The following is a 17,853-nucleotide window of genomic DNA, read 5'->3' as shown; positions in this document are numbered from 1 at the left end:
GCTGCCTTTTTGCTAAGCGTTATTTTTTATCGGAACTATTTTTCATGATGCCGTCAATCAATCCGTAGTCAACTGCTTCAGGAGCGGTTAAGTAATTATCCCGTTCTGTATCACGGTTAATCTTTGAAAGTGGTTGACCAGAATGTTCTGCTAAGAGTTCGTTAATCATTTTCCGAGCCCGCAGAATTTCTTTGGCAGCAATCTCAATTTCAGTTTGTTGCCCTTGAGCTCCACCAGATGGTTGGTGAATCATGATTTGGGCGTGTGGTAATGCAAACCGTTTTCCTTTGGCACCGGCCGTAGCCAAAACACTGGCCATAGAAGCGGCCATCCCCATGACGATCGTTTGCACGTCGGCTTTGATGAAGTTCATGGTATCGTAGATGGCCATCCCGGAAGTAATCACACCACCAGGAGAGTTAATGTAGAGATAAATGTCCTTGTCAGAGTCTTGGGCATCCAAGAACAGTAACTGGGCAATCACGGCGTTGGCCATGTTATCTTCAATTTCTCCGGAAAGCATAACGATCCGGTCTTTCAGTAAGCGTGAGTAGATGTCATATGCGCGTTCACCTTGTGGTGAGTTTTCAACGACAGTTGGAACTAATGGCATAGTTGAATCCTCTCTTTCTGTTTTAAATTTAATTAGAATTTTTTGAATTCGTGAGTTTATCTTACAATGATGGTCAATCAAGGTCAAACAAAGAGCTTAAAAATCATGTTTAAAAAGTAAGTTTTTATTTTTTAAGCCACTCTTAATGATTTATTAGTGTAAAATTTATAATGTAAAATAATTTAGAAAGGAATTATTAAAGATGAATCGTGAAATTATCACTCTGCAGGATTTTATTGGAATGCAATTAATTTATACTTATGATAATGGATGGGAGTATGAAATTTACATTAAAAATGCCAATAAAATTGATTACCGGATCCATAGTGGTATCGTGGGGGGACGTTGGGTTAAAAATCAAACCGTTAATCTGATAGAACTGGCTCCGGGAATTTTTAAGGTGGTTTGGACGGAACCCACTGGAACTGATGTATCCTTGGACTTCATGCCCAATGAAAATAAAACGCACGGGGAAATCTTTTTTCCCAAGTGGGTTGATGAACATCCAGAAATTACAGTTTGTTATCAAAATGATTATCTTGAGCAGATGCATGAGGCTCGAGAAAAGTACTCCACTTATCCGAAAACGGTCGTTTCTGAGTTTTCAACGATTACCGTTAAGCGGCAACGAGGAAGTAATGATGAAAGTGTAATCAACCAAGCTCCTTACTCAGGAATGGTTGAAGATATTAGAACCAAAAAAATTTAATGGTTGGTCATATTTTTTAGTGAAAAAATAGCTTATTTTTAAAATAAATAAAAAGAGAGGCTGCTTAAGCAACCTCTCTTTTTATTATAAATGCGCCACGAGGGAATCGAACCCCCATCTCAAGAACCGGAATCTTACGTGCTATCCATTACACTAGTGGCGCGTCAAAACACTCTTATTATATTAAACGATTCATACCAAATAATCAACCCCTAATTTAAAAACGGTTTATTTTGCATTCAAAGCCGCTTTTGCTATACTAAAAACCGTAGTTGGCCAGCGACCGGCTACTAATACGGTGATTATCGGTTACCGCTTGATCAGCGAGTAGGAATCACTGACATTTCCTGACAAAAGTGGTAATATAATTACGTATTAAAAATTAGATATTCCTGAAGGAGGAAGCCGATTATGACTACAAAGATTGGTATTAATGGTTTCGGACGAATTGGTCGTCTTGCATTCCGTCGGATTCACGAACTTGGCGCTGAAGGGATCGAAGTTGCTGCAATTAACGACTTAACTACCCCTTCAATGTTGGCTTACTTATTGAAGTATGACTCTGTTCACGGTCGTTTCCCTGGTAAAGTTGAATCAACTGAAGATGCAATCATCGTTGATGGTAAGCGCATTCCTGTTTACGCAGAACGTGATGCTAAGAACATTCCTTGGGTTAAGAACGATGGTGTTGACTTCGTACTTGAATGTACTGGTTTCTACACTTCCAAAGAAAAATCACAAGCTCACTTGGACGCTGGTGCAAAACGAGTATTGATTTCAGCTCCTGCTGGTGACATTACTACTGTTGTTCCTGGTGTTAACTTGGATGTCTTGAGCCAAGACGATAAGATCGTTTCTGCTGGTTCATGTACTACTAGTTGTTTAGCACCTATGGCTTACTGGTTAAACAAAGACTTCGGTGTTAAGGTTGGTACTATGACCACTGTCCACGCTTACACTGCTACTCAAGCATTGCAAGATGGTCCACGGAGTGCTAAGTTTGCTAACAACCGTGCTGCTGCCGTTAACACGATTCCTCACAGTTCTGGTGCTGCTAAAGCTATTGGTTTAGTTATCCCAGAACTTGATGGTGCTTTGAAGGGTCACGCACAACGGGTTGCTACTATCGATGGTTCCTTAACTGAATTAGTAACTGTTCTAGACAAGAACGTTACGGTTGACGAAGTTAACGACGCTATGAAGAGCCACGAAAACGAAGCCTTTGGTTACAACGACGACTTCATCGTATCTTCAGACATCGTTGATGATGACCACGGTTCCATTTTCGATCCTAACCAAACTGAAATCGTTGAAAACGATGGTTTACAATTAGTTAAGACGGTCGCTTGGTACGATAACGAATGGGGTTTCACTTGCAACATGGTTCGGACTTTACTTAAGTTCGCTACGATGTAATTTAACCACTAGTTCAATGAACTGTATGTGATTGAAAAGGCGGAGGAGGGGAAACCTCCCCCGCTTTTTTACTAATCAAGGGATCAAGAGGAGGAAACACAGCATGAGTAAATTAATCATTGATGATTTAGATCTCAAAGATAAAAAAGTCTTAATGCGGGTTGATTTCAACGTGCCGATTAAAGATGGTGTAGTTGGAGACGATAACCGAATCGTAGCCGCTTTACCTTCCATTAAATACGTGATTGATCACGGTGGCAAAGCCATCTTGTTCTCTCACTTGGGTCGGATTAAATCTGAAGATGACAAGCCTGGATTATCATTACGTCCGGTAGCAGAAAAGTTATCCAAATTATTGGGGAAACCAGTAACCTTTGTTCCAGTGAACGAAGGACCCCAACTAGAAGAAGCCATCGACAACATGCAAGATGGGCAAGTCCTACTAGCTGAAAATACTCGTTACCAAGATGTCATTAACGGCGAACAGGTTAAACGTGAATCTGGCAATGATCCTAAACTTGGCGAATACTGGGCTTCCCTTGGCGACGTTTTTGTAAACGATGCTTTCGGGACTGCTCACCGGAGCCATGCTTCTAACGTAGGAATTGCGACGGCAATGGAAAAAGCTGGCAAGCCAGTTGCCGCTGGTTTCTTATTAGAAAAAGAAATCAAGTTCTTAGGAAATGCGGTTGATAATCCAAAACACCCATTCGTAGCTATCTTAGGGGGTGCTAAGGTTTCCGATAAGATCGGTGTGATTGATCACCTCTTAGATAAGGCCGATAAGATCATCATCGGTGGGGGAATGACCTACACTTTCTACGCTGCTAAGGGAATTGGCGTTGGAAACTCATTAGTCGAAAAAGACAAGATTGACGTTGCCAAAGAAATTCTGAAAAAGGGTGGCGACAAGATTGTGCTGCCCGTGGATTCCGTTTGTGCTGACAAGTTTGCAAACGATGCCAACACCAAAGTCGTGGATGGTTCAATTCCGGATGGCATGATGGCCTTAGACATTGGACCAAAATCAATTCAACTGTTTGAAGACGTCTTAAAGGACGCTAAGACGGTGGTTTGGAACGGACCAATGGGTGTCTTTGAAATGCCAAACTTTGCCGAAGGTACGCTCGCAATTGGTCGTTACCTTGGGACTTTGAAGGATGCTACCACCATCGTTGGTGGAGGAGACTCAACTGCTGCCGTGAAAGAACTCGGCGTTGCTGACAAGTTAACTCACATCTCTACTGGTGGGGGAGCTTCCTTGGAATACTTGGAAGGAAAGACTTTACCAGGAATTGCTTGTGTTTCAAATAAAGATTAATTCCAAAAAAGACCGGTGCAATTTAGCATCGGTCTTTTTTCTTTGGAGAGATTGCTAGTTATTTGGGGAGATTTCCGCTAAAATTAAACTAATGAAACGAGAGGAGAAAGAGAAAATGAGAACTCCCTTTATTGGTGGTAACTGGAAAATGAATTTATCGCTTGCGGAGGCCGCTCAGTTTATTGATGAAATTCAAACTGAGTTACCCCCTAGTAGCGAGGTGGAAACGGTTCTGGCTGCCTCCCCGTTGTTTTTACAAACAATGCAGGAGCACAACCATAGTCCGTTACTAGTTGCTGCGGAAAACTGTTTTTACGAAGATGAAGGGGCTTATACCGGTGAGGTGAGTCCCAAGGCGCTAAGTGAGATGGGCATCAAGTACAGCATTGTGGGTCATTCAGAACGGCGCAAATACTTTCATGAAACTGATGAAATTGTGAATAAAAAGGTTCATGCCGTTTACCGGAACCACATGTTGCCGATTATCTGTTGTGACGAAACGATGGGTCGCTATGAAATTGGGGATCACATTTCCTGGATGGTGAACCAGGTTACGGCTGCTATTCGTGGTTTAGATGCTGATGACGTGAAAAAAGCAGTGGTTGCTTACGAACCAAGCTGGGCCATCGGAACGGGACATACCGCTCCGGCCGATGCTGCTGAGGAAGGTTGTTATTTGATTCGGCAGACCATTGCTGATATTTATTCTGACCAAATTGCTAATCAGGTTCGGATTTTATACGGTGGTAGTGTTAACCACGAAAACATTCGGGAACTCATGAAACAACCAGACATCGACGGGGTGCTGGCCGGGAAAGCTAGTTTAACTACGGATGAATTTACAAAGCTTGCTAACTTTAACCATTTAAAATAGTTGGTGAAATCATTTGCAAAGTGATTTTTAAAACTGTAAAATTTAGGTGGATAGAAATAGTATATTAAACTACTAAGGAGATTTACTATGTCAATTATTTCTGATGTATATGCACGTGAAGTCCTTGACTCTCGTGGTAATCCAACGGTTGAAGCTGAAGTTTACACTGAAGACGGCGCAATGGGACGCGGAATCGTTCCTTCTGGTGCCTCAACTGGTGAACACGAAGCCGTTGAATTACGTGATGGCGACAAAAACCGCTTTATGGGTAAAGGGGTGACGAAGGCCGTTGCTAACGTAAACGATAAGATCGCTAAGGAAGTTATCGGTTACGATGTTACTGATCAACTTGGCATTGACCAAGCCATGATTAAGTTAGACGGTACTCCTAACAAAGCTAAGTTAGGTGCCAACGCAATTTTAGCCGTTTCCATCGCCGTTGCTCGTGCAGCTGCTGATGAATTAGGCACTCCTTTATACAACTACTTGGGTGGATTTGACGCTCACGTCTTACCAACTCCAATGATGAACGTTATCAATGGTGGAAAGCACGCCAACAACAAGGTTGACTTCCAAGAATTTATGATTATGCCAGTTGGTGCTCCAACGTTACGTGAAGCCGTCCGGATGGGTTCTGAAACGTTCCACAACTTAAAGGCTATCTTAAATGAACGTGGTTACTCCACGGCCGTTGGTGATGAAGGTGGATTTGCTCCTAACCTGAAGAACAACGAAGAGCCATTTGAAATTTTGGTAGAAGCCATTGAACGAGCTGGTTACAAGCCTGGCAAGGACATCTGCATTGCCTTTGACTGTGCTGCTTCTGAATTCTACAACACGGAAACGAAGAAGTATGATTTAGTGGGAGACGGCAAGTCTTACACTGCTTCTGAATTCGTGGCCTTGCTTGATTCCTTAGTTGAAAAGTACCCAATCATCTCCATCGAAGACCCATTGGACGAAAACGAATGGGAAGACTGGAAGGTTGCTACTGCTGAATTAGGTAAGAAAGTGCAAATCGTGGGAGACGACCTCTTCGTAACGAACACTGAATACCTTGAAAAGGGAATTAAGATGCACGTGGCTAACTCGATCTTGATCAAGTTAAACCAAATTGGAACCTTAACTGAAACGGTTAACGCCGTTAACATGGCTAAGGAAGCCGGCTACACGGCCATCATTTCCCACCGTTCTGGTGAAACGGAAGACACCACGATTGCTGACTTAGTTGTTGCCTTAAACGCTGGTCAAATCAAGACTGGTTCCATGAGCCGGGGCGAACGGATTGCCAAGTACAACCAATTGATGAGAATCGAAGACCAATTAGGTTCAGTTGCTCAATACAAAGGAATTCACTCCTTCTACAACTTGGACTACGATGCTCGCGAAAACATCATCAACAAGTAAATTACCCTTTAAAAGTCGTTAGCGGTTGCTAACGGCTTTTTCTTTTGCAAAAGTTTCCTCCACGTTAGAATCATTAGAGTGGTTGTGTTATAATTGAAAACATGAATTGTTAGACCGTGAATAACTGTCTAGGAGGAATTTTTGTGACTAATGTATTGATGATTATCCTGTGGATCGTAAGCGTGCTCATTATTGTAGCCGTGTTAATGCAACCTTCCAAGAATAACGATGCCATGGCATCATTTACCGGTGGGGCTAGCGACCTATTTTCAGAATCAAAATCCCGGGGCTTTGAATCATTTATCCAAAAAGTAACGGTGGGATTAGGAATTTTGTTCTTTGCGATCGCCCTCGTTTTAATGTGGATTGCGCAACATTAATTAAAAAACTCCTGTTGCTTACAGGGGCTTTTTTTATACAATTCCGGCTAGACTAGCAGTGCAAGTAAGAGAAAAAAGAGGAAATTAACGTGCAAGATAATAAATTACAACAAGAAATCGCTGAACTGCTCCAAACGCATCCAAATGAACAGTTTGACGTGGAAAAAATTGCGGATCAACTCCGCTACCATGGCTCAGCGGCCTTTAAACTAATCGTGCAAGAACTAGCTGAATTAGAACGGGCGCGTGTGGTCGTGGTGACTAACGACGGCAATTTCAAAATTAACCCGCAAGAACTCTCACACGAGGGGGTTTTTCACTCTAATCCGAAGGGATTTGGGTTCGTAGCCTACGACGAACAGTTGCCGGATGCCTTTATTGCTCCCGATGACACCATGAAAGCGATGAATCTGGATAAGGTCCAGATGCAAATCACCAAGGGATCCCAAAAGAACTCCGATCGAGGGCCCCAGGGAAAAGTCGTTGAAATTGTTGATCACCACTACGATCACGTGGTGGGTGAATTTTTAAAAACTGACGATGACTTGGGCTACCTTGGTCAGGTAAAACTCCGGGACAAGAAATTAACCGGAATGAAATTTTACGTAGCCGATGCAGGGTTACACCCGACGCCCGGAGAAGTGATAACGGCCGATATTACCGAATATCCAAATGCTAAACATCCAGATTACATGGTCGGTGTGGCCAAGCAGGTGATCGGGAGTGTTGATGATCCGGGAATTGATATTCTCCAAATTGTCTATGCGAATGACGTTCCTTCCCAATTTCCAGAGGACGTGCTTGAGGCTGCGGATGAAATTCCAGATCACGTGCTCCCCGAAGAAACAAAAGGACGCGAAGACATTACCGATCAGGATCTCGTTACGATTGATGCCGAAGAATCTAAGGACTTGGATGATGCCGTAACCGCCTGGAAGTTACCTAATGGGAATTATCACTTAGGGGTTCACATCGCAGACGTGAGTCACTACGTAAAACCTGGGAGCTTGTTAGACGAAGAAGCCTACAAGCGGGGGACTTCCGTTTACTTAACTGACCGGGTTATTCCTATGCTGCCCCGTCGTTTATCAAACGGAATTTGTTCTCTAAACGAGGGCGAACTCCGGTTGTGTATGAGTTGTGAAATGGAAATTACACCCCAGGGGCGGGTCATTAAATCCCGGATTCACCCTAGTGTAATGAAGTCCGCGGCGCGCATGACCTACAACGCTGTTAACGAGATTTTGGAAAATCATGATCCAGAAACCCGGGCGCACTACGCTGGTTTGGTGCCGATGTTTGAAACCATGAACGAGTTGCACCAGATTCTGTACAAGGCGCGGCGGCGCCGGGGCGCAATCGATTTTGCTGATGATGAAGCTAAAATTATCGTAGACGAAGCCGGGCACCCGATTGACATTCAAGTTCGGACCCGGGGAACGGCCGAACGGTTAATTGAATCATTCATGCTAGCTGCTAACGAAACGGTGGCAGAGACTTACCATAAGTCAAAGGTTCCGTTCATCTACCGAATTCACGAAAATCCAGATCCAACCAGGATTAAGGACTTCTTTGAATTCTTAACGGCCTTTGGAATTAACGTCAAAGCCGATCCGGATCACTTACAACCGAAGACGTTGCAAAACATTTTGACCAAGGTCGAAGGAAAACCCGAAGAAGCCGTGGTTTCCGTGATGCTGTTGCGGAGCATGCAACAGGCTAAGTATAATGAAAAGTGTGTTGGGCACTTTGGGTTGGGAGCTAAGTATTACACGCACTTTACTTCCCCAATTCGTCGGTACCCTGATATGTTTATTCACCGCTTGATTCATTACTATGAAGACCACGGCATTAATGACCAAACTAAGCAAACTTATGCTGACGTGGTAAGCGATATTGCCGTGCATGCTTCTGAAACGGAACGGCGGGCCGTAGATACGGAACGTGACGTTGATGCCATGATGAAAGCTGAGTACATGAGCAACAAGATTGGCGAAGAATTTGATGGGGTAGTGAGCTCCGTGTTGAAATTTGGGGCCTTCATTGAGTTGCCAAATACGGTCGAAGGACTGGTTCACATCAGCCGGATGACCGATGACTATTACGAATACGTGGAAAAATACATGGCGCTCGTGGGTCGGAATACAAAACGGACCTTTAAGATTGGTCAAGACGTGCGGGTCAAGTGTGTGGGAGTTGACGTGGATCAGAGTACGGTCGACTTTGAAATCGTTGATCCAGAAAAAACGCCTACCAGTGAGCTGCTACCTAAACGAGCACATCACAGTAACCAAAAACGGCGGTATAACAATGATAGTCGGCGTCCAGGAAATCGTAATGGTTCTAACCAACACCGCAATCACAACAATCAAAAGCCCAATCAGAAGCAGGATCATAAACACCAATTTACAATTCAGAAACGAAAATAAGGACTGATGCAAATGGCGCATACGAAACGGAAGCCCCAAACTGATAACGCGGTGGCTACGAACCGCAAGGCCCGCCACGATTATTTCATTGAACAGACGTACGAAGCGGGATTGGTACTCACGGGAACGGAAATTAAATCGGTCCGTGAGCGCCGGGTCAACCTGAAGGATGGTTTCGTTTCCATTCGCAACGGGGAAGCCTACCTGATGAACGTCCACATTAATGAGTACACCGAGGGGAATCAATTTAATCACGATCCGTTGCGCAACCGGAAGTTATTGTTGCACAAAAAGGAGATTAAACACCTTGAGGATGCTGTGCAAACTAAGGGAGTAACGGTGGTCCCCCTTAAGATGTATTTGAAGCATAACTTTGCCAAGGTCTTAATTGGAGTGGCCAAAGGGAAACATAGCTATGACAAACGAGAAGCCATCAAGCGCCGCGATCAGCAACGGCAAATTGATCGGGTGATGAAACATTATTAAAGAACGGGTGACCGTTCTTTTTTTTGTTATAATGAAGGTGCAGGATGGGAGGAAAGAGCAGACATGAAACGGTTTATTGATAACGACTGGTGGCCGGTCCTGGAGCCGGAATTTCAAAAGCCTTACTACCAGCAATTACGTCAGTTTTTGGTACATGAATACCAGACCCAGACCATTTATCCGGCCATGCAACGTATTTTTCAGGCCTTTGAGTGGACGCCATTTTCAGAAACGAAAGTGGTTATTTTGGGCCAAGATCCATACCATGGACCACATCAGGCCATTGGATTGAGTTTTGCGGTGGAACCAAACGTTGCTGTCCCCCCGTCGTTACGCAACATTTATAAAGAATTAGAAAACGATTTGGGGATTAAACCAGTGAATCATGGCTATTTGAAGCACTGGGCCGATCAAGGGGTCTTACTCCTCAACTCGGTGTTGACCGTCCGTGACGGTCAGGCGTTTTCACACCAGGGTCACGGTTGGGAACAACTGACGGACTATGCGATTCAAAAACTATCTGAACGTCCAGAACCAGTTGTTTTCATTTTGTGGGGTCGCTCAGCGCGTAATAAAATCAAGCTGATTGATCAGGAAACCAACGTTGTGATTCAATCTGCTCATCCCAGTCCGCTGTCTGCCAATCGTGGCTTCTTTGGTTCGCGACCATTTTCAAAAACCAATGCGGCACTAACAGCCATGGGAGAAGCCCCGATTGATTGGCAATTACCTGAACACGTAACAATGACAAATTAGGAGGTCGCCATGGATTTATTTGCAAGTTTAACTGCTAAAATTAAGGGACAAGGGACGCGAATTGTTTTTCCAGAAGGAACGGACGAACGGATTATCAGCGCTGCGCACCGTTTACAGGAAGAGGATTTAGTTAAACCCATTTTATTGGGAACCGAAGCAGAGGTCACGGCAAGCGCTCGCAAGGTGAATGTAAACCTTGATGACGTGGAAATTTTGGATTACCAAAACATCGATAGTGAACAAACCGAAGCCATGGTGCAAGCCATCGTGGACCGCCGGGGAGGTAAAACCTCTGCAATGGAGGCTCTAGAATGGTTAAAGGATCCAAACTACTTTGGAACCACGATGGTCTACATGGGACAAGCAGACGGAATGGTCTCTGGGGCCATTCATCCTACTGGAGACACAATTAGACCAGCCCTCCAAATTATCAAAACTAAACCGGATGTAAACTTGATTAGTAGCGCATTCATTATGCAAAAAGCGGATGCCCGCTTTATTTTCGCAGACTGTGCGATTAACATTAACCCCAACGAAGATCAGCTAGCTGAAATTGCCCTGGAAAGTGCCAAGACGGCTCAGTTGTTTGACGTTGATCCTAAAGTAGCAATGCTTAGCTTTTCAACGAAAGGTTCAGCCAAGGGAGCCGAAGTAGAAAAGGTGCAAAAAGCTACCGAAATTGCACAGCAACAAAATCCAGATCTGCCGTTAGACGGAGAATTGCAGTTTGATGCTGCCCTTGTTCCAGCCGTTGCAAAAGCCAAAGCGCCTGATTCAGCTGTTGCTGGAGGTGCCACCGTCTTTGTGTTCCCCGATCTCCAATCCGGTAACATTGGTTACAAGATTGCCCAACGACTGGGGGAATTTGAAGCCATTGGACCAATTTTACAGGGGCTTAACAAACCGGTTTCTGACCTTTCTCGCGGTTGCAATGCCGTTGATGTTTACAAGGTAGCCATTATCACGGCTACTCAAGCCTTATAAGATTGCCCATGAAAAAGGAAGGAACGCTCACCACGCCGGCAGCAACGGAGGCATTGGGTCGGAAACTAGCTGAGCAGTTGCAAGCAGGGGACGTGATCCTGCTGGATGGAGACCTCGGAGCCGGTAAAACAACGCTGACCAAGGGAATTGCTCGGGGACTCGGAATTAAGCAAACGGTGAAAAGTCCGAGTTTCCCCATCATTCGCGAATATCAATCAGGGCGATTGCCCCTCTACCACATGGATGTTTACCGGCTTGAGACCGGTGGGGCCGCCGATTTAGGCCTGGACGAATACTTTGATAGCGACGGAGTTAGTGTTGTGGAGTGGTCGCAATTTGCAGCCCAGGAGCTGCCGACGGATTACCTACGAATTCAAATTGATCGGCAGGATGATATTGCTCCTGATTATCGGCATGTAACGTTACGGGCGCATGGCGACCGCTTTGTAACGTTACTCACAAAGCTGGAGCTGCCTCATGAGTGATGAAGTACAATTACGGGCTGCTCGCGCTACTGATGCGACTGCGTTATTAACCTTGGTTGCCCAGCTTCGACATGAAACTAAGTTAATCACGGTTGATGATAATCTAGACCACCAGACCCCGGCAGCGGAAGCGGCTGCTTTAGAACGATTAAACGCCTCTGGCACGAACTTGGTGGTCGTGGCAGCGCTTGGAGCCGAGTTGATCGGACTAGTCACGATTACCCAAACTAGTTCAATCACTGGGGAGCTCGGGATTGCTGTTTTGAATGCCTACCAGGGCTTGGGCTTAGGTAGTGCACTTTTAGAGATGGCCTTGGACTGGTTTGAAACTCAGAGTCAGTTATCCGAGTTAGTCTTAACGGTTAAACCTAGTAATACCCGGGCGCAACACCTTTACCACCAGGCAGGATTTCAAACGACTGCTACTACAGAGACGCTAATCACCATGCACCGGAGGAAATAAGCAAAAACGATCATTCGTAATTACTCTGATTAGGGGAATGGCGGATGATCGTTTTTAGTTTGTCGTTGGTTAAACGTTGGTTATGAATGGTTGTAGCGCGGCACTTCCAAATTGTTTCCGTTCGGTTAGTAAAATTTGGGCACAGGCGCGGCTGTCGTCAAGGGCATTATGGTGGTGATTGAGGGTAATGCCCAGCCGCTCACTGACGGTGTTTAGCTTATGGTTAGGAAATTCTGGATAGAATTGTTTGGCAGTCTTAACGGTATCCAAGGTTTGATAATGGGGCACTAAAAGCCCATACCGTTCGATACTCTTTTTTAAAACGCTATTGTCAAACCGGTTGTTATGGGCAATTACCAATCGATGGGGCTTGAAGAAGGGTTTGATAATTTCCCAGATGGCGGGAAACGTTGGGGCCTGTTGAACGTCGCGCTGGTGAATTCCATGAACCTGGACGTTACGCCAGTTAAAGGACGTCTCAGGATTAATTAAGGAATAAAATTCGTCCACGACCTGATTGTCTCTAACAACGGTGAGGGCTACGGAACAAGCGCTCGCGCGTTGACTCGCCGCGGTTTCAAAATCAATGGCAATAAAGTTCATGCAACCTCTCCTTATGCTTGTTATCTCGCTGTTTCAATGATTTTAGTATACCATTTTTGCGTAGTTTTCACCTGACCAGCGTGTTAGAATGGAGAAAGATGACTGAAAGGAAAACAGGACGATGACAGTTGATTTAACCACTAAATTTACCGATTTTAAAATTTTAAAGCACGAACCATTAGCCCACTATTCCTGGACTAAGACTGGTGGACCAGCTGACTTTTTGGCCTTTCCAGAAACTGATCAACAGGTGGAAGAATTGGTGCAGTACGCCGACCAGCTCCACATGCCCGTAACCGTGTTGGGGAACGCTAGTAACCTGATTGTCCGGGATGGAGGAATTCGGGGGCTCACCATTATTTTAACGGCAATGCATGCTATTCACGTTGATGGAGACCGGGTTCTTGCTGAAGCCGGAGCTGCTTACATTGAAACCACGAAGGTGGCACAACAAGCCGGGTTAACCGGGTTAGAGTTTGCGGCGGGAATTCCGGGCAGCATTGGGGGCGGAGTTTTTATGAACGCGGGTGCCTATGGAGGTGAAACCGAGTACGTGCTAGAATCTGCGACCGTTTTAACGCAGGAGCACACGGTTGAGGTCTGGTCGCATGATCAGCTAGAATTTGGCTATCGGCATAGTTCGATTCAAGATCGGGACGCAATTGTCCTCGCTGCGACCTTTAAATTGCGGCCCGGAAACAAGTGCTTGATTCAACACGAGATGAATCATTTAAACTACTTACGTAAGTCCAAGCAGCCACTTGAATACCCGTCCTGTGGGAGTGTCTTTAAACGACCAAAGGGTCACTTCGCAGGAAAATTAATTCACGAAGCAGGATTGCAGGGATATCGAGCTGGTGGTGCTGAAGTTTCAAAGAAGCACGCGGGTTTTATTGTTAACGTGGATCACGCCACGGCAACTGACTACCTGCACGTGATTCAACATGTGCAAGCAACGGTTTTTCGCCAAACGGGAATTCACTTAGAAACGGAAGTTCGCATTATCGGTGAATCAAATTAAAAAGCCCCCCTTGAGTTAATTGTGTAACTCGAGGGAGGCTTTTCACATTTAGTCGCGATCCTGCATGATGGTGTAGATCCAGTAAATGACGAGTTGAATGATGGTCATTAAAATGACGAAAATTAACATTTCTCGATTCCACATGTTTGCGAACATGTGCATGTAAAATTTCGGGTTAGCAATGAGATAAACGGTATGCACCCGGAGAAACCGACCGATGTAGAGCCCGATTGAACTCAAAAAGATTAAGCCACAGGTAACTAACATTGTAGTGAAACTGGTTGCAACGTGAAGCTTGGCGGTAATCGCCTTGGCCACGTGAATCAGACTCCAAAAACCTAAAAAGGCACAGGTTAGCGCGCTGATGAGCAGGCAGGTATATAAAAACCAAATGTGGCCATCCAACTTTAACATGCCGTTAATATCGTTCGGATGGAGCCACGAGAGGTGTAAGAGATCAGTTAAGATATACGGAGCGTTTGGATAAAAGAGGATCCAAACGAGGGTGAGGAACCAAAAAATCAGCACGTTTTGTTTGGGCTTGCCGATGTGAAAGCTCAGTTCAATTGGAAGATAGCCTAAAAAGGTGTTTAATAGGAGGAATCCAAAGAGCGAGTCCTTAATAAAGAGTTTGATGAAGACAAGCCACACGATGAAGAATAAGCGGACTTGCCATTTTTTTCTGCTGGTCATATTGCAATCACCTCAAAATAGTCTGCTTCCATTAAACCGCAAATGGCAAAAAAAAACTATTAAAATGTTTCTTAAAACCCACTTTCTTCCCTATTAAAGACGCCTAGGGGAGTGCTATAATTATTCTTGAAATCGCCTAGCTAGGAAGGAACACGAACGAATGGGAATCAATTGGAGTAACATTCTCACACTGCACAATTTAAGCAACGTCTTGGATATTTTGGTGGTGTGGATTTTAATTTATGAGTTAATCATGCTGTTGAAGGGTACCCGTTCCATCCAGCTCTTGCGCGGAATTGTGGTCTTGGTAATTGCCAAAGTTTTGAGTTGGTACCTTGGGTTGACGATGACGTCTTGGATTTTAGACCAAGTTATCAATTGGGGAGTGATCGGCTGTATCGTGATCTTTCAACCAGAAATTCGGCGCGGTCTGGAGAAACTGGGCCAACAGTCTATGTTCAAACAGTCACAGCAGGCTAACGAACGGACTGAGAAGTTGATTAAGGCACTTGATGGAGCGATTCAATACCTTTCGAAACGGCGGATTGGGGCTTTGATCGCGATTCAGATGAAAACTGGATTGGAAGAGTGGATTGAAAAGGGAATTGCGTTGGACGCGGATGTTTCAAGTGAACTTTTGATCAACATTTTTATCCCCAATACTCCCTTGCACGACGGGGCGGTAATCATCAAAGATAATCGGATTGCAGCTGCCAATGCCTATTTACCGCCATCAGATAGCAATTTGATTCCTCGAGAACTGGGAACCCGCCACCGGGCTGCCGTTGGGTTGTCAGAAGTTACGGACGCCATTACGATTGTGGTTTCAGAAGAAACGGGCGAAGTTTCGTTTACCCAAAACAACGAGTTATTACGTGGGATGAGTCAGGAAGATTACTTAAAGTACCTCCGGAGTCACCTGTTGCGTCCGAACCAGAAAAAGACCTGGCGCAGTGAACTGCATGACATCTTTGCCAAGCTCATGGGAGGTGGAAAGTAATGCACCGCTTCTTTAACAGTAAGGCCTTTGCGTTGTTATTGTCGTTTGTGATTGCTGTCGGCCTCTTTTTGATTGTGAATCAGGCGAAACTGGGCAATCCCAACTCACGGAGCACGCAAGCCAACCAGCAGCTGACCTCCGATACCAAAAAACAAATCTCGGTTCCGTTACAGTTAAACGTAAATTCAGAGAAATATTTTGTGATTGGGTATCCAGAACAAGTCCAAGTCCAACTGAAAGGGCCCGCAGCGCTCGTAACTACAACGGCCAACACCCGGAACTTTAAGGTAATTGCAGATTTAAACGACTTAGGCCCTGGAAAGCACACGGTTCGCCTGCAACAAACCGGATTAAACTCAGAGCTACAAGCTACGATTAAACCGGCCACCATCACGGTGAACATTCAACCACGTAAAACGAAGACCTATCCGGTAAACGTGGAGTACGATAAAAACCAAATCATGGAAGGGTACAAAGTTGTCAAAGTGGAACAAGACCTAAAACAGGTTAACGTGACGGGACCAGAAAATGAGATGGAACGGATTGCCAAGGTGGTTGCCAAGGTTAACCTACCGGATGATGTCCGAAAATCAACGACCAAGACGGCCATTATTGATGCCGTTGATGATCACGGTAAAACCGTTAACGTGGTGATTTCCCCATCAACGACGAACGTTAAATTTACCGTACAAAAAGAAACCCCCAAAAATGATGAGGAAAAATAATTTGAAGCGTATAAAGGAGTAAAAATGAAATATTTTGGAACTGATGGAATTCGTGGAGTCGCAAATCAAGAATTAACCCCAGAGCTGGCCTTTCGGGCCGGTCGAGCCGGTGGCTATGCTTTGACGAAGCGGAGCGCAGAAAGCCACCAACCGCGAGTGCTGGTATCACGCGACACGCGGATTTCTGGACAAATGCTAGAGGATGCCTTGGTAGCGGGCCTTTTGTCCGTTGGAATTGAAGTTTTACGGTTAGGAATTGTGACTACCCCGGGAGTCGCTTACCTCGTGCGGGATCAAGATGCTGATGCTGGCGTGATGATCACTGCTTCCCATAATCCAGCCGAATATAATGGGATTAAGTTTTTTGGTGGAGATGGCTACAAGCTTTCCGATGACATTGAAGCTGATATTGAAACCATGCTGGAAAATCCGGTTGATGAACTGCCACGCCCGGCAGCAGCTGGGCTAGGGACGGCCGATAACTATACAGAAGCAGGGCAAAAATACCTCCATTTCTTGGCCCAAACGATCAACGACAACCTAGACGGCATGAAGGTGGTTGTGGATGCGGCGAACGGAGCCACGAGTTCCTTGGTCCCTCGTTTGTACGCTGATTTAGGCCTGGACTTTACGACGATGGCAACTACCCCCAACGGGATTAACATTAACGACCAAGTTGGTTCTACTCATCCAGAGCAACTCCAAAAATTGGTCGTTGCCGAAGGAGCCCAGCTGGGAATTGCCTTTGATGGAGACGGTGATCGCTGCATTGCGGTCGATGAACTTGGCAACATCGTTGATGGGGATAAAATCATGTACATCTGTGGTAAATACATGGATGAACACGGCCGGTTGAAACAAGATACAATTGTTACGACCGTCATGAGTAACCTCGGAATGTACAAGGCCATGGAAGCGCACGGCTTAAAGAGTGTGAAGACGAAGGTCGGCGACCGGTACGTAGTGGAAGAAATGAACCGGAGTGGCTACAACCTTGGTGGAGAACAATCCGGCCACATCGTCTTTTTGGACTTTAACACGACCGGAGATGGGATGCTGACTAGTCTGCAATTGATGGCAATCATGCAGGCAACCGGAAAGCCACTCTCAGAACTAGCCGTTGAGGTGCACAAGTATCCCCAAAGTTTGGTGAACGTGCGGGTGGTTGATAAGAAGCACGCCATGGATGCCCCTGCTGTGCAAGCCGAAATGGAACGGGTCGAAGCTGAAATGAACGGGAACGGGCGGATTTTAGTTCGGCCGAGCGGAACGGAACCATTACTCCGGGTGATGGTCGAAGCTGCGACCCAAGAAGACAGTCAAAAATACGCCAACCAAATTGCTGACGTCGTTAAAAAAGCTAATCAATAGGGTCTAAAGAACGGTTCGTTATGAATCGTTCTTTTTTCTACTAGGCATAGACCAATTTCAAGTTATAGTTTGACAAGGACCAATGAAAACACTAATATATAAATTGTGTTGACAAAC

Annotated in this window: 19 protein-coding genes and 1 tRNA gene; 16 read left to right on the top strand and 4 right to left on the bottom strand. The window is 45.2% G+C overall.

The genetic code is table 11. From position 1 onward, the window contains the following. Positions 1-19 precede the first annotated feature (19 nt). Positions 20-646, bottom strand: coding sequence for an ATP-dependent Clp endopeptidase proteolytic subunit ClpP (gene clpP / locus M3M39_RS06755; protein WP_274705502.1), 627 nt, complete (start codon positions 644-646; stop codon positions 20-22). A gap of 169 nt (positions 647-815) precedes the next feature. On the opposite strand from clpP, the gene M3M39_RS06750 reads away from it, so the two are divergent. After that, positions 816-1,322 (top strand): phenolic acid decarboxylase, encoded by a 507-nt coding sequence (locus M3M39_RS06750; protein WP_274705462.1) that lies wholly within the window; start codon positions 816-818, stop codon positions 1,320-1,322. 91 nt (positions 1,323-1,413) lie between these two features. On the opposite strand, the gene M3M39_RS06745 is transcribed toward M3M39_RS06750, so the two are convergent. Then, positions 1,414-1,485: transfer RNA gene (locus M3M39_RS06745), tRNA-Arg, on the bottom strand. Between the two features lie 248 nt (positions 1,486-1,733). Between M3M39_RS06745 and gap the strand changes: the two genes are divergently transcribed. From gap to M3M39_RS06690, 11 genes are all read left to right on the top strand, one after another. Beyond that, a complete protein-coding gene (gene gap, locus M3M39_RS06740) occupies positions 1,734-2,738 on the top strand; it encodes a type I glyceraldehyde-3-phosphate dehydrogenase (RefSeq protein WP_252797083.1) in 1,005 nt (334 codons plus the stop codon). Positions 2,739-2,841: 103 nt separating this feature from the next. Continuing rightward, positions 2,842-4,059 (top strand): phosphoglycerate kinase, encoded by a 1,218-nt coding sequence (locus M3M39_RS06735; RefSeq protein ID WP_252797082.1) that lies wholly within the window; start codon positions 2,842-2,844, stop codon positions 4,057-4,059. A gap of 115 nt (positions 4,060-4,174) precedes the next feature. Beyond that, positions 4,175-4,933 carry a triose-phosphate isomerase gene (gene tpiA / locus M3M39_RS06730; protein WP_252797081.1) on the top strand — a complete coding sequence of 253 codons (759 nt, stop codon included), beginning with the start codon at positions 4,175-4,177 and terminating at the stop codon, positions 4,931-4,933. A gap of 87 nt (positions 4,934-5,020) precedes the next feature. Then, positions 5,021-6,340 (top strand): phosphopyruvate hydratase, encoded by a 1,320-nt coding sequence (gene eno / locus M3M39_RS06725; RefSeq protein WP_252797080.1) that lies wholly within the window; start codon positions 5,021-5,023, stop codon positions 6,338-6,340. 143 nt (positions 6,341-6,483) lie between these two features. Beyond that, positions 6,484-6,720: a preprotein translocase subunit SecG gene (secG, locus tag M3M39_RS06720; protein WP_252797079.1), complete on the top strand. Its 237-nt coding sequence runs from the start codon at positions 6,484-6,486 to the stop codon at positions 6,718-6,720. Between the two features lie 89 nt (positions 6,721-6,809). Further along, positions 6,810-9,149 (top strand): ribonuclease R, encoded by a 2,340-nt coding sequence (rnr, locus tag M3M39_RS06715; protein ID WP_252797078.1) that lies wholly within the window; start codon positions 6,810-6,812, stop codon positions 9,147-9,149. Between the two features lie 12 nt (positions 9,150-9,161). Next, positions 9,162-9,635, top strand: coding sequence for an SsrA-binding protein SmpB (gene smpB / locus M3M39_RS06710; protein ID WP_252797077.1), 474 nt, complete (start codon positions 9,162-9,164; stop codon positions 9,633-9,635). Between the two features lie 63 nt (positions 9,636-9,698). Continuing rightward, positions 9,699-10,391 carry a uracil-DNA glycosylase gene (locus tag M3M39_RS06705; RefSeq protein ID WP_252797076.1) on the top strand — a complete coding sequence of 231 codons (693 nt, stop codon included), beginning with the start codon at positions 9,699-9,701 and terminating at the stop codon, positions 10,389-10,391. 9 nt (positions 10,392-10,400) lie between these two features. After that, the gene (pta, locus tag M3M39_RS06700) at positions 10,401-11,375 is read left to right on the top strand and encodes a phosphate acetyltransferase (protein ID WP_252797075.1); all 975 of its coding nucleotides are present in this window, start codon (positions 10,401-10,403) and stop codon (positions 11,373-11,375) included. A gap of 8 nt (positions 11,376-11,383) precedes the next feature. Continuing rightward, positions 11,384-11,860 (top strand): tRNA (adenosine(37)-N6)-threonylcarbamoyltransferase complex ATPase subunit type 1 TsaE, encoded by a 477-nt coding sequence (gene tsaE, locus M3M39_RS06695; RefSeq protein ID WP_252797074.1) that lies wholly within the window; start codon positions 11,384-11,386, stop codon positions 11,858-11,860. Further along, the gene (locus M3M39_RS06690) at positions 11,853-12,323 is read left to right on the top strand and encodes a GNAT family N-acetyltransferase (RefSeq protein ID WP_252797073.1); all 471 of its coding nucleotides are present in this window, start codon (positions 11,853-11,855) and stop codon (positions 12,321-12,323) included. The genes tsaE and M3M39_RS06690 overlap by 8 nt, the downstream gene beginning before the upstream one ends. Positions 12,324-12,392: 69 nt before the next feature. On the opposite strand, the gene M3M39_RS06685 is transcribed toward M3M39_RS06690, so the two are convergent. After that, positions 12,393-12,926 carry a 3'-5' exonuclease gene (locus tag M3M39_RS06685; RefSeq protein WP_252797072.1) on the bottom strand — a complete coding sequence of 178 codons (534 nt, stop codon included), beginning with the start codon at positions 12,924-12,926 and terminating at the stop codon, positions 12,393-12,395. A 121-nt stretch (positions 12,927-13,047) separates the two neighbouring features. On the opposite strand from M3M39_RS06685, the gene murB reads away from it, so the two are divergent. Continuing rightward, positions 13,048-13,947 (top strand): UDP-N-acetylmuramate dehydrogenase, encoded by a 900-nt coding sequence (gene murB, locus M3M39_RS06680; RefSeq protein ID WP_252797071.1) that lies wholly within the window; start codon positions 13,048-13,050, stop codon positions 13,945-13,947. Positions 13,948-13,995: 48 nt separating this feature from the next. On the opposite strand, the gene M3M39_RS06675 is transcribed toward murB, so the two are convergent. Next, the gene (locus tag M3M39_RS06675) at positions 13,996-14,640 is read right to left on the bottom strand and encodes a DUF1361 domain-containing protein (protein WP_252797070.1); all 645 of its coding nucleotides are present in this window, start codon (positions 14,638-14,640) and stop codon (positions 13,996-13,998) included. A 160-nt stretch (positions 14,641-14,800) separates the two neighbouring features. Here M3M39_RS06675 and cdaA point away from each other — a divergent pair, with 160 nt between their 5' ends. The 3 genes from cdaA to glmM are packed head-to-tail and all read left to right on the top strand — an operon-like array spanning position 14,801 to position 17,736. Beyond that, positions 14,801-15,640 (top strand): diadenylate cyclase CdaA, encoded by an 840-nt coding sequence (gene cdaA / locus M3M39_RS06670; RefSeq protein ID WP_252797069.1) that lies wholly within the window; start codon positions 14,801-14,803, stop codon positions 15,638-15,640. Continuing rightward, positions 15,640-16,365 (top strand): CdaR family protein, encoded by a 726-nt coding sequence (locus M3M39_RS06665; RefSeq protein ID WP_252797068.1) that lies wholly within the window; start codon positions 15,640-15,642, stop codon positions 16,363-16,365. The genes cdaA and M3M39_RS06665 overlap by 1 nt, the downstream gene beginning before the upstream one ends. Before the next feature lie 24 nt (positions 16,366-16,389). Then, positions 16,390-17,736, top strand: a complete 1,347-nt coding sequence (gene glmM / locus M3M39_RS06660) for a phosphoglucosamine mutase (RefSeq protein ID WP_252797067.1) — start codon at positions 16,390-16,392, stop codon at positions 17,734-17,736. Positions 17,737-17,853 lie beyond the last annotated feature (117 nt).

Source organism: Fructilactobacillus hinvesii (genome assembly GCF_024029435.1).
GTDB classification, from domain to species: Bacteria; Bacillota; Bacilli; order Lactobacillales; family Lactobacillaceae; genus Fructilactobacillus; species Fructilactobacillus hinvesii.
The sequence above is the reverse complement of the archived record's forward strand: the minus strand, read 5'-3'. Positions and strand labels throughout refer to the sequence as shown.